The sequence below is a fragment of the Bacteroides sp. CAG:633 genome (assembly GCF_000435115.1).
GTDB classification, from domain to species: Bacteria; Bacteroidota; Bacteroidia; order Bacteroidales; family Bacteroidaceae; genus Bacteroides; species Bacteroides ndongoniae.
In genome coordinates, this window is the sequence record NZ_FR883007.1 from 34,948 (window position 1) to 48,106 (window position 13,159).

Annotated in this window: 9 protein-coding genes; 5 read left to right on the forward strand and 4 right to left on the reverse strand. The window is 50.2% G+C overall.

Annotated features, from left to right (window positions below; translation table 11 throughout):
• Positions 1-150 precede the first annotated feature (150 nt).
• Positions 151-2,772, forward strand: coding sequence for an alanine--tRNA ligase (gene alaS, locus QVP67_RS02950; RefSeq protein WP_022162069.1), 2,622 nt, complete (start codon positions 151-153; stop codon positions 2,770-2,772).
• Positions 2,773-3,244: 472 nt separating this feature from the next.
• Here alaS and QVP67_RS02955 read toward each other — a convergent pair whose 3' ends face one another.
• On the reverse strand, positions 3,245-4,663 hold the full coding sequence (locus QVP67_RS02955; protein ID WP_022162070.1) for an ATP-dependent DNA helicase: 1,419 nt from the start codon (positions 4,661-4,663) through the stop codon (positions 3,245-3,247).
• Between the two features lie 95 nt (positions 4,664-4,758).
• Here QVP67_RS02955 and QVP67_RS02960 point away from each other — a divergent pair, with 95 nt between their 5' ends.
• The 3 genes from QVP67_RS02960 to rsmD are packed head-to-tail and all read left to right on the forward strand — an operon-like array spanning position 4,759 to position 6,766.
• Complete coding sequence (locus QVP67_RS02960) at positions 4,759-5,445, forward strand: hypothetical protein (protein WP_022162071.1); 687 nt, start codon at positions 4,759-4,761, stop codon at positions 5,443-5,445.
• Between the two features lie 14 nt (positions 5,446-5,459).
• Complete coding sequence (locus QVP67_RS02965) at positions 5,460-6,239, forward strand: DUF3822 family protein (RefSeq protein ID WP_022162072.1); 780 nt, start codon at positions 5,460-5,462, stop codon at positions 6,237-6,239.
• A complete protein-coding gene (rsmD, locus tag QVP67_RS02970) occupies positions 6,230-6,766 on the forward strand; it encodes a 16S rRNA (guanine(966)-N(2))-methyltransferase RsmD (RefSeq protein WP_022162073.1) in 537 nt (178 codons plus the stop codon). The genes QVP67_RS02965 and rsmD overlap by 10 nt, the downstream gene beginning before the upstream one ends.
• A gap of 10 nt (positions 6,767-6,776) precedes the next feature.
• On the opposite strand, the gene cls is transcribed toward rsmD, so the two are convergent.
• From cls to QVP67_RS02985, 3 genes are all read right to left on the reverse strand, one after another.
• Positions 6,777-8,216 carry a cardiolipin synthase gene (gene cls / locus QVP67_RS02975; protein WP_022162074.1) on the reverse strand — a complete coding sequence of 480 codons (1,440 nt, stop codon included), beginning with the start codon at positions 8,214-8,216 and terminating at the stop codon, positions 6,777-6,779.
• A gap of 181 nt (positions 8,217-8,397) precedes the next feature.
• Positions 8,398-11,337: a TonB-dependent receptor gene (locus QVP67_RS02980; RefSeq protein ID WP_022162075.1), complete on the reverse strand. Its 2,940-nt coding sequence runs from the start codon at positions 11,335-11,337 to the stop codon at positions 8,398-8,400.
• 104 nt (positions 11,338-11,441) lie between these two features.
• Positions 11,442-11,855, reverse strand: coding sequence for a hypothetical protein (locus QVP67_RS02985; protein WP_022162076.1), 414 nt, complete (start codon positions 11,853-11,855; stop codon positions 11,442-11,444).
• 184 nt (positions 11,856-12,039) lie between these two features.
• On the opposite strand from QVP67_RS02985, the gene aroB reads away from it, so the two are divergent.
• On the forward strand, positions 12,040-13,131 hold the full coding sequence (gene aroB / locus QVP67_RS02990; RefSeq protein WP_022162077.1) for a 3-dehydroquinate synthase: 1,092 nt from the start codon (positions 12,040-12,042) through the stop codon (positions 13,129-13,131).
• Positions 13,132-13,159: the final 28 nt, after the last annotated feature.

Sequence of the window (13,159 nt, forward strand, 5' to 3'; positions counted from 1 at the left end):
CTTTAGTCTTTTGACTTTGTTTGTTTTAGCCGACAAACGAAGCTGATGTTCCTCAGTAGTGGGTTCGTCGGGCAGGTGCTACTGCCGGACAAAAGGCAGACTGAAAACTCAAAACTTATAAATCCGGATATTTAAAAACTCGAATAGAATATGTTGACAGCAAACGAAATCAGAGACTCATTCAAGAGTTTCTTTGCGAGCAAAGGACACCTGATTGTTCCTTCGGCCCCGATGGTGATAAAAGACGACCCCACGCTGATGTTTACCAACGCGGGCATGAACCAGTTCAAAGACATTATCCTGGGCAACCACCCGGCCAAAAACAAAAGAGTCGCGGACTCGCAGAAGTGCCTCCGTGTAAGCGGTAAGCATAACGACTTGGAAGAAGTGGGACACGACACGTACCACCACACCATGTTCGAGATGCTGGGCAACTGGTCGTTTGGCGACTACTTCAAGAAGGAAGTCATCTCGTGGGCATGGGAATACTTAGTAGATGTGTTGAAAATCAATCCCGAAAACCTTTATGCCACCGTCTTCGAGGGAAGTCCCGAAGAAGGGCTCGAACGCGACAACGAAGCTGCCTCGTACTGGGAGCAGTTCTTGCCGAAAGACCATATCCTGAACGGCAACAAGCACGACAACTTCTGGGAGATGGGTGATACGGGACCCTGCGGACCGTGCTCGGAGATACACATCGACTCGCGCTCGGAAGAGGAGAAAGCCAAAGTGCCCGGACGCGAATTGGTGAACAAAGACCACCCGCAAGTAATCGAAATTTGGAACCTCGTGTTCATGCAATACAACCGCAAGGCCGACGGCAGCCTCGAACCGCTTCCCGCCAAGGTGATCGACACCGGCATGGGCTTCGAGCGTCTGGTACGTACCCTGCAGGGCAAGACGTCCAACTATGACACCGACATCTTCCAGCCCATCCTGAAAGTCATTGGCGACATGGCCGGAAAGAAATACGGCACTGACGAGAAGTCGGACATCGCCATGCGCGTCGTTGCCGACCACATCCGCACCATTGCCTTCTCCATCACCGACGGACAGCTGCCCAGCAATGCCAAGGCCGGCTACGTCATCCGCCGCATCCTGCGCCGTGCCGTACGCTACGGCTACACGTTCCTGGGCCAGAAGCAAGCCTTCATGTACAAGCTCATCCCCGTGCTGATAGACAACATGGGCGAAGCCTATCCCGAACTGAAAGCACAAAAGGACCTGATCATGAAGGTCATCAAGGAAGAAGAAGAAGCCTTCCTGCGCACCCTCGAAACCGGTATCCGCCTGCTGGACAAGACCATGGCCGAAACCAAGGCCGCAGGCAAGACCGAAATCAGCGGAAAAGACGCCTTCACCCTGTATGACACCTTCGGATTCCCGCTCGACCTGACCGAACTGATTCTGCGCGAAAACGGCATGACTGCCGACCTGAAAGAGTTCGACGCCGAAATGCAGCAGCAGAAACAGCGTGCCCGCAACGCCGCCGCCGTCGAGACCGGCGACTGGATTACGCTGAAAGAAGGCACTACCGAGTTCGTAGGCTACGACTATACCGAATACGAAACAAGCATCCTGCGCTACCGCCAGATCAAACAGAAGAACCAGACATTCTATCAGATTGTGCTGGACAAGACTCCGTTCTATGCCGAAAGCGGTGGTCAGGTGGGCGACACAGGTGTGCTGGTCAACGAATTCGAGACCATCGAAGTCATCGACACCAAGAAGGAAAACAACCTCCCCATCCATCTGACCAAGAAGCTGCCCGAGCACCTCGACGCACCGATGATGGCCTGTGTGGACACCGACAAGCGCGCCGCCTGCGCCGCCAACCACTCGTGCACACACTTGCTGGACGAGGCTTTGCGCACCGTACTGGGCGACCACGTTGAACAGAAGGGTTCGCTCGTGACACCCGACTCGCTGCGTTTCGACTTCTCGCACTTCCAGAAGGTGACCGACGAACAGCTGCGTCAGGTAGAACACTTGGTCAACGCCAAGATACGCGCCAACATTCCGTTGAAAGAATACCGCAACATCCCCATTGAGGAAGCCAAAGAGCTGGGTGCCATCGCCCTGTTCGGCGAGAAGTACGGCGACCACGTACGTGTCATCCAGTTCGGCTCGTCCATCGAGTTCTGCGGCGGTACGCACGTAGCTGCCACGGGCAACATCGGTATGGTGAAGATTCTGTCCGAAAGCTCCGTTGCCGCCGGCGTACGACGCATCGAAGCCGTAACCGGAGCCAAGGTAGAGGAAATGATTGACAGCTTCCAGGACACCATGCGCGACCTGAAGTCGCTGTTCAACAACGCTCCCGACCTGGCTGGTGCCATCCGCAAGTACATCGAAGAGAATGCCGGACTGAAGAAGCAGATCGAAGAGTACATGAAGGAGAAAGAAGCCCAGCTGAAGGAACGTCTGCTGCAAGGCATGAAGGAAGTGAACGGCGTGAAAGTCATCAAGTTCTGCGCCACCATGACGCCGCCCGAAACAGTGAAGAACATCGCCTTCCAGCTGCGCGGCGAAGTGACAGAGAACCTGTTCTTCGTGGCCGGAACCGTCTTTGAAGGCCGACCCACGCTGACCGTCATGCTGAGCGACAATCTGGTTGCCGGCGGACTGAAGGCCGGTGCATTAGTGAAAGAGGCCGCCAAGCTGATGCAAGGTGGCGGCGGCGGACAGCCCCACTTCGCCACTGCCGGCGGAAAGAACCCCGACGGCGTCAGTGCCGCAGTAGATAAAGTGCTGGAACTGGCAGGCATCTGATTACAAGCATTCTGAAAAAATATTCCCGAAACAGGAAGTCGGCTATACAGGGCCGTACTTCCTGTTTTTTTGTATCTATTGATACAAGAACATCATGTATACCTGGCACACCGAGAACAGACAAGCAAGCCAGAAGAGCATTTAACAAAGTGTATAGCTAAGCTGGAACAGTTCCCGACAACTGTCTATCGTGGCAGTCTACAAAGCTCAAAAGCGTCCAATTATATCGGGAGACAAATGACGGATGCAGGCGTCGTAACGACTGCAAGCAGGCTGCACTGTCGCTGCAAACTGGTTGCAGTGTTACTGCAAGCTGGTTGCAGACGTACTGCAAGCCCGTTGCAGCGGCACTGCAAAGGCGTTTGCAGCAGCACTGCACACTTGTTTGCAGTAACGCTGCAACAAGTATGCAGTACTTTGCAGTCAGGTTATGGCCGAAAGGAAGACTTGTGATTCCCTCGGCCAACCCTACTTATTCCACTTGTTCTTCGGGATAGTTTACCAGATAAAGCGTGCCTGTGGCACGGGTAAAGGCAGTGTATAGCCAGCGGAAATAATCGGGCGTCAGATACTCGTCCGACAGGTAACCCTGATCCAGAAATACGTTTTTCCACTGTCCGCCCTGCGCCTTGTGGCAGGTGACGGCGTAGGCATACTTCACCTGCAAGGCATTGTAGTAAGGATCGGCCTTCATCTTCTTCATGCGGTCGCGCTTCAGCGGGATGTCGGCATAGTCTTCGAGCACGGTGTAGAACAGGCGGTCGTTGTCGGCCTTCGGCAGAGCCGGAGCATCGCTGTGCAAGGTGTCGAGCAGCAGGTTCACTTCGAGCTCGAAATCGTCGTAATCGGGAAAGGCCAGCGTAACGTCTGCAAAACGGAATCCGTACATCTCGCGTGTACGACGCACACGCCGCACTACGGCCGTCTCGCCGTTGGCAATGAAATCCATCGTCTTGTTCTTCTCCGTCCAATAATAGTTGTTCTTGGCCACCATCAGCCAGTCGCCCGACTCCAGTTCCTCCTCACGCCACAGAATCTGTGCACGTATGCCCTTATTATAAAGGTTGGCACGCTTGTTGCTGCGGCACACGACGATGGTCTCGTCCATTCCGTCTCGACCGTAGCAAGTCTCCAGCGCTTCTATCAGTTCGCTTCCAGGCAGCACCCGGATGTCGGGAAAACCACTCACACGGATTTTGGGCAGACTGAAGCAATCGTCCTCTGCAATCAGCTGACGCAGGCGGGTAGCATTCCACAAGATACCCGACTGCTGCTCCTGCCTGACCACCTGCGTCAGGTCCGTCTCCATCACCTCCAGCCCGTACCCCCGCAACGCATCGGCACAGAGCGCCGGACTCTGCTCCTCGCCCACCGGCGGAAGCTGTGCCGTGTCGCCCAACAGCAGCAGGCGGCATCCCATGCCCGAATAGACAAACTGTACCAAGTCGTCGAGCAAACGGCCCGTACCGAAAGCCGACCCCGACAGTCCGTCGTTTGCTATCATCGAAGCTTCGTCCACTATATATAAAGTATGCGTCGTCAGGTTGTCGTTCAGCGCAAAGTTGCTCATCTCGTTCGAAAAAGCCTGCTGCCTGTATATCTTCTTATGAATGGTAAAGGCCGCGTGACCGGCATAGCCGGCAAAGACTTTAGCCGCCCGCCCGGTCGGAGCCATCAGCACCGACTTCTGCTGCAGCTTGTCGAGGGTACGCACCAGTGCTCCCACCAGCGAAGTCTTTCCGGTTCCCGCGTATCCCCGCAACAGGAAAACCACATCGGACGAGGCCGAACAAAGGAATTCCGACAAATATTTTATTGCATTTTCCTGCTCCGAAGTTGGTTGATAAGGAAAATTTTCCTTAATTTGCCTTTCTAAATAGTTATTTATCATTTTTGTAACAGAAAAAAGTAAGAGGAACAGTCATTTTTAAATTTATTTCTTTTATTTTTGCGGTGCGAATATAACAACTAAAAAACATATTTATCATGAAAACAGTATTTAATATCGTTTTAGGCTTGTGCATTATAGCGTTGGTTTACATCTGCTACGCCAGCATCATGGGGCCTATCGATTTTGAGAATGCCAAGAAACAGAGAGATGCAGCGGTCATTGCCCGTCTGATTGACATCCGCAAGGCTCAAAGTGAGTATCGTAACTTGAACAACCAGCAGTACACGGCCAGCTTCGATACGCTGATTGACTTCGTCAAGAACCAGAAGCTCCCCTTCATCTACAAGCAAGGCGAGTTAACCGACAAGCAGTTGGAAGACGGTTTGACTGAAAAGAAAGCCATCAACATCATCGAAAAAGCAAAGAAAAGCGGTAACTATGCTGAAGTAAAGAAATGGGGTTTGGAAAACTTCAAGCGTGATACTTTGTGGGTAGCCGTATTGGATACTATCTTCCCGAAAGGCTTCAATGCCGATTCTCTGAGATACATTCCTTACGGAAACGGTGCACAGTTCGAAATGGCTATCAAGAACGATACAGCCAAGTCTGGTGCTCCTTTCTGCCTGCTCGAAGTTAAGGCTCCGTACGACATTTATCTGAACGGTCTGGACAAGCAAGAAATTGCTAACCTGAAAGACGTACAGACTAAGCTGAACAAGTACTGCGGTCTGATGATCGGTAGCTTGGAAACAGCTAACAACAATGCCGGTAACTGGGAATAATACGTTGAGTTTAAATGATAGAAAACACTGATTTCAACAAATCGGAACAGTATACATTATCCATCCGTCTTAGTACGGATGGATTTTCTTTTTCTGTATTCAACCCTCTGGGAGAAGGGGAATACTCCTTCTACGACCGGCAGGTAGACGAGTCGCTCTCGCTAACCGCCAACCTGAAACAAACCTTCCGCGAGGTAGAATGGCTGAACCGCCCCTACAGGCGAGTCAATGCACTGATAGCCAACAAACGTTTCACCTTCGTGCCACTCGAATTCTTCGAAGACGAACAAGCCGAAACCGTATTCTTCCACAATCTGACGAAAAAAGACAACGAGCTGGTGCAATACGACATCCTGCACAACAATAACATCGTCGTGCTGTACGGTGTCGACAAAACCAGTTTCACCTTCCTGCGCGAACAGTATGCCGACATCAAGTTTCACGCACAGTCCAGCCCGCTTATCGAGTACTATGCCGCCAAGAGTCGGTTGGGTAACAACCGGAAGATGTACGTTTACCTGCAAACCGGCAGCTTGAACGTATATGCATACGAACGCGGACGCCTGCTACTGGCCAACTCTTTCGACTGCAAAGTCAATGCCGACCGTATCTATTACCTTCTTTACATCTGGAAAGAACTTGGTCTGGACCAGGAACGCGACGAGTTGCACCTGAGCGGTAACCTGAACGAAAAGAAAGACCTACTGGCCGAACTGCGAAAATTCATCAGCCGGGTATTCGTCATGAATCCGGCCAACAACTTAGACCTGCAAACCATCAACTTATGCGAGTAATCAGCGGAATATACAAAAGAAGACGCTTCGACGTGCCACGCACGTTCAAGGCACGTCCTACTACGGACTTTGCCAAAGAAAACCTGTTTAACGTCCTGTCCAACTACATCGACTTTGAAGAAGGCGGCATACGTGCCCTCGACCTCTTTGCAGGCACAGGAAGCATCAGTATCGAACTGCTGTCCAGAGGATGCGACCAGGTAGTCAGCGTCGAGAAAGACCGCGACCACTACGCTTTCATCTGCAAAATCATGCAAGAAGTCAAGACCGACCGCTGTTTCCCCGTTCGTGGCGACGTATTCAAGTACATTCAGGGAAGCCGTGAACAGTTCGACTTCATCTTTGCCGACCCTCCCTACGAACTGCCCGGTCTGGAGACTCTCCCCGACCTCATCTTCGAAAACAACCTGCTGAAAGAAGACTGCCTGTTCGTGCTTGAACACGGCAAGAAAAACAACTTCGAAACACATCCACACTTTGTGGAAAGAAGAGTATACGGCAGCGTCAACTTCAGCTTCTTCCGTTAAACGTTTCCGGTTATAGCACCGGCGAGAAGAGACGGACTACACTTTCGGCTGCCTTCCGGTGCCACGGACGCTTTACCCAGTTCTTCAGGAATACCTGTACACAGTCACGCTGGTCTTGCAGAAAAATCTCACGCATCTGCAACGCCGTCTCTACGTCGTAGACAAATGCATTTACCTCAAAATTGTGCTCAAAGCTGCGGAAATCGATATTGGTAGACCCTACTGTCGACAGTTCATCATCCGAAACCATCAGCTTGGAGTGAAGAAAACCTTTCTTGTAGAAATAGACTTTCACACCCGCCTGCAACACATCAGCCAGATAAGAGCACGAAGCCAGATGCGTCAGGCGGCTGTCGGCACGCATCGGAATCATCAACCGTACATCTACCCCGGCAAGGGCAGCCGTACGCATAGCCACCAATACCGACTCGGTAGGCAGGAAATAAGGCGTCTGCATGTAGAAATACTTACGTGCTCCCATCAAAGCCATGCAAAGCCCCTGCATGATTTCCCGCCAAGGGCCCACAGGTTCACTCGTCACAATCTGTGCTAAAGCCGATCCCACACAATCTATCTTAGGGAAATAACGCGCCGAAGTTATCAGTGTACGGTCTACAAAGTACCAGTCGAGCAGGAAAGCCGTCTGTAAACCGTGTACAACCTTCCCCTCCAGCAACAGGTGTGTATCGCGCCAAATGCCCCACGCAACACCGCGCATATAGCGCTCGGCCAGATTCATGCCACCTACAAAACCTACGCGCCCGTCGATGACAACAATCTTGCGGTGATTACGATAGTTCACCTTGCTGGTGAACAACGGGAAACGGACTTTCAGGAAACTACGTACCTCAATGCCCGCCTCACGCATCTGATCGAAAAAACGGTTGGGAACATGCCAACAGCCTACGTCGTCGTAAAGCACCCTTACTTCGACGCCCGAACGCGCCTTGTCTATCAACACATCACGCACCAGCCGGCCGATGGCATCATCCTCGAAGATATAGAATTCCATGTGAATATGTTGCGTAGCCTTCTGCAACTCGCGCAATAAAGCCTGCAGCATAGAAAGCCCCTCGGTGTACACCAACACCCGATTGCCGTCGAAAGGAAACGCCTGATTGGCATTACGAAACAGCGAAATCAGCCTGCTGTAGTGCAACGGAAGACGGCATGAACCTTGCGCCATGTATTCAGCCATCGATTTCTTCATCAGGCGACTATACAGTTTCTTCCCGATAATACGTTCACGCCGCTGGCTGCGCCCGAAAAAGAAATAGAATACAAGTCCCACCACGGGCAAAAACATCAGAATCAGTATCCACGCAATAGTCTTTACCGGATTACGATTGTCGAGCACTATAACGATAATCGTACCGATAATTGCGCCAAAATAAACAATGTCGAATGCTACCGTGGCTATCTGTCCTGCTATAAGGTTCCAATCAATCATGCAAACAAATATAAAGCTTTTTTCAGAATACTCTTCTTCTTCCAGCAGAAAAAGTATTGAAAAAGGACAGCTTCTGCATATTACCGGCAAACGTACTACATAAAAGACACAAGCCCGAGGTGGAAAGCATTCCGCCTCAGGCTTGCATAATAAAACTTATACCTGTTATATTCTAAAAACATTAGAAACGGGGGCGACCACCGCCAAATCCACCTGGGCCATGACCACGTCCAGGACCAAATCCCATACCGGGACCTCTATCACGATGAGCATTTTTACCTCCAAAGATATTCAGACGATAAATGAAGTGAAGCATGCAATAGCTGTTGACACCATTATAGGTATATACCGAACGTCCACTCGCTGTCAGCGAACGGCTGATATTGCTCTGCTGCTTCAAGATGTCGTACATTTCGAAACTGATAGTAGCGGCACCTTTCAGGAAAGTCTGCGAAAGCTGGGCATTCCAGATAAGCTCGTCACGGTTCATGCTACTGTCAAGATAGCCACGACGGCTTTGGTTAGCTATGTTGGTAGAAAGGGTCATATTCCAAGGTGCAGTCATGGTCGTAGTAGCACCATACGAGAAGTTGTAAGGCTCCTGATTGTTAGTAGGAGTCAACTTGTCCTTTTCGATTGAATAAGCAAAAGAGCCGTTCAAGCCGAATTCAAACCAGTCGTTACGATAAGTACCGGTCAGACGCTCTTGCAAACTCAGGTTAGTAGTTGTATTTTTCTGAGAAACTTCACCTACCGAAAGATAACCTACATTATTATTATAAGACACATTACTAAACGAACCGATATTGAACTTCTTATTCTTCAACGCCGAATTGATACCGAACATACCCATTGCACTCCAGTTGCCATTAATATTTTCAGGCTTGGTTACCCAACCACCGGTCTGTTCATTGTAAGTTCTCATACTGCTGATGCTGTTTTGCGTCATCTGGAAGTTAGCATGAGTAAAAATACCTCGCTGACGATCGGGATCATAAGTATTGTAGAACATACGGAAGTTATGATTGAATGAAGGCTTCAAACCCGGATTACCTTTAGTAATATTCAACGGATTAGAGTCATCGGTTATATCCAACAGGTTCTCCATACCAGGCTGCGAACTACGTCCGCGGTAAGTGATACGCAACTGGCTTACCTTCGAGAAGCGATAACGGAAGTCGATGCTCGGAGCTACATTGAACACACTACGCGTCGTATCGGTCACATACGAACCTTTTTCATAGGACAACGAAGTGTTTTGTGGCTCGAAATCGGCACCAACACTCAGACGATACTTTTCACGATTGAAGAGCAAACTGGGACTGAATCGATGAGTATAAGTTTCATATTCAGCATACTTACTTTGCTCAGCATCATAACCGTCTTCATAATCACTGGGCAACATATCGCCCATGTTCCAATCGTTACCCAAATTGAAAGTCTTCTTATCACTCTTACTGTTGCTGTAGCTGAAACGATAGCGGAACTGCAGGAAAGTAGCCTTCCAAAGCGGCTCGCTGTAAGTCAGTTCCAGGCTGTAGTTATAACCATCGGTAGGAGCAGTCATATAGCGACGAATGATATCCTCGGGCTTGACAGTGCCGTCTTCTCCGGCCTGGAAGTAACGAGTGTTCGAAGCACTGTACTGGTCGTTTTCCGAGTCATTGTAACCAGCCGTTCCACGGAAAGTAATATTACGTCCGTTCGAACTGAGCCGACGGTTGATTTGCAAAGTGGCATTGGCCGACAGCGAATTACCATCGCTGCTGGAAAGGTTGTTCGATGTATTGACACGAATGTCTTGCAACGGATCATTTATTTCACCATCAAAAGTTTCACTCGACAAATCGAGTTTTGCCAGTTGAGTAATATCCAGATAGTCGTTCGGACGTTCAACGATCGCATAAGGATCGCTGTTAAAAGTTCCGGACATAGAATTCGAAGCACTCCAAGTCTTACCATAACTAAGGTTAGGACGGAAAATAATGTTTGTTAGTGTGTCAGGCTTCCATTCCAGACGAAAATCTGCATTGATATTCTGATTACTACTCTTATTGAGCGAACGTGAATTGTTGAACGACGAACTTGCCCCACTTGAAAGGAAGTTCTCGGTATATCCGTCGCTGTAAGCGGCATTACCTCTATAGTTGTAACGTACACTACCTCCCAATTCCAATTTCTCAGTTTCAGTAGCGAAAGTCAGACCGATATTTTTAGAAGCTGTTAAACCGTTGTTCCTACGCCAGCGGGGACCGCCTCCACCGCCCGAGAAACCCTGATCGTTCACGTTATTGGCGCCGGCAATGAAGGTCACCTGCGTATTATCGTTAAAGTAGTTCATCATGGCACGTCCCATATAACGGTCTTCCGTACCACCCGACAGGTCTACGTTTCCAAAAATACCTTTGTTCATACCCTTCTTCACTGTAAGGTCGAGCACAGTTTCTTCTTCACCGTCATCAATACCGGTTACCCGCGCCAAGTCGGACTGCTTATCGTATGTCTTCAACTTCTCGATCATGTCTACCGGAAGGTTCTTCAAACCAGTTTTCACGTCACCGCCAAAGAACTCTTTTCCGTTCACCATAATCTTCTTCACATCTTTTCCGTTGATTTTCACATTTCCATCTTCGTCAATCTCAGCACCTGGCAACTTTTTAACCAATTCTTCAAGCATGGCTCCTTCGGGCGTACGATAGGCCGACGAGTTGAATGCAACGGTATCCTCAACTACCTGCACTTGGGGAGCTTCAGCCACGACTACAGCTTCGGACAACATCACGGCATCCGACTCTAGCGTTACTGTACCGATGTTTTTCTCGGGAACGGCGGCTGTAAGAATCATGGGAATGAACTTACTCTTATAGCCGATGTAAGAAATACGCAGGGTGTACTTGCCCGGTTTCACCTTGGGCAGTTTAAAGTATCCCTGATTGGAACTTGCGACACCAGCCGCCTGCGCACTGTCGGGCAGAGAAAGTAACTGCACAGTAGCCTGCATAGCCGGTTGCTTGGTATCGTCTTCCATCACACGGCCCGACACGGTAATGCTTCTTGTTTGCGAAAATGCGGTCACAGCTGTTGTCAGCAACAGCACCGCACCAATGATAATTCTTTTCATGTGTCTATTCTTCTTCTAAATGTAAACAATGTCTTTTTTTACACTGCTTCATTTGACAGAATAATAGGCAAAAGGTTTAATGCGTGACACGCTGATTTTCGATTTTATCGACTATTCCGCTTAAATAATCTATCAACTGCCGTTTTTTTTATACCAAATTCCAGGCAAAGCACATTCAGTATCAAAAAGATCAGAAAAGAGGAAGTATCGACCGAAGCAATGTCGCCTTTGGCCACACGGTAGAGCATGCCGCCAAAGATGAAGAGCACAGTCAGAAACATGGCATTGCGTGTAGCCTGGTTGCGCACACGAACAGTTTCTTCTGTTTCGTTCTTTGTCAGGGCGAAGATGATCATCAGACAGCCCATCATCATCAGCAGTTTGGCACACTCCTTGTAAAAGAGCAGGTTAGCATCGGTCACGCGCCCCATCATCAGCATCAGGAAAGGCAGAAACAAGGCAAGGGCAATCACAAAGTAGCCCAACGGGCGACAGAACACGGGCAGCAAAGCTTTCATAGCGTATTTTTGTTTTTAAGTAAGTATAATAGAGTTTTCCGTGGACAAACTTACGCATTTTCTTCGTATTCCGCTCAAAAAATGTCGGGGAAAACCGCTTTTCCCTCTGCAAACCGATGCTTTGTCCACTCAAAAAAGTATCTTTGCCACCTGATATTAGCAATCAACCATTACAAATCAACGTATGAACAAACAAGAAGTTATCCTCTGCGAAGAACTGAACGGCGCACTGACTGGCGCCATCGAAAAATGTCCGCACGACCGACTTTTCATCCTGACCGATGAACATACCCACCGCTTGTGCCTGCCGCTGCTGGCCGACATTAAAGCCCTGAAGGAAGCCACCGAAATCACAATTGGCGCCGAAGACGTGCACAAAACACTGGAAACGCTGGCCTCGGTGTGGCAAGCTCTGAGCCAACAAGGTGCTACCCGCCACTCGCTCCTCATCAATCTGGGCGGAGGCATGGTGACTGACCTCGGCGGTTTTGCTGCTGCCACCTTCAAACGCGGCATCGCCTACATCAACATTCCTACCACACTGCTGGCGATGGTCGATGCCTCGGTAGGCGGAAAAACGGGGATCAACTTCAACGGACTGAAGAACGAAATCGGAGCCTTCGCACCCGCAGCCAGTGTGCTGCTCGAAACAGAGTTTCTACGAAGCCTCGACGCCCACAACTTCTTCTCCGGCTATGCCGAAATGCTGAAGCACGGCCTCATCAGTACCCCGCAACATCTTGACGAATTGTTGGCTTTCGACACCGAATGCCCCGACTACCGCCTGCTGAAGGAGATGGTAGGCCACTCCGTGCAGGTCAAAGAAGACATCGTAGCCCAAGACCCGCAGGAGCATGGCATCCGCAAAGCCCTCAACCTGGGCCACACCATCGGACACGCTTTCGAAAGCCTGGCCCTGGCCGAGAACCGCCCCGTGCTGCACGGTTACGCCGTGGCGTGGGGACTGGTGTGCGAACTTTACCTGTCTCACCTCAAGACCGGCTTCCCCAAGGAACGCATGCGCCAGGTAGTTCAGTTTGTCCGCCAGAACTACGGTGCCTTCTCCTTCATCTGCAAGCAGTACGACCGCCTCTACTTCACCTGCAAGCAGTACGACCGCCTCTACGAGTTGATGCTGCACGACAAGAAGAACACCGCAGGCATCATCAACTTCACCCTGCTGAAAGACGTGGGCGACATCTGCCTGAACCAGACTGCTGACAAGGACACCATCTTCGAAACGCTCGACTTCTACCGGGAGTGCATGGGGCTCTGACCCCTTCCATACCCTCTCAGAAGCATGC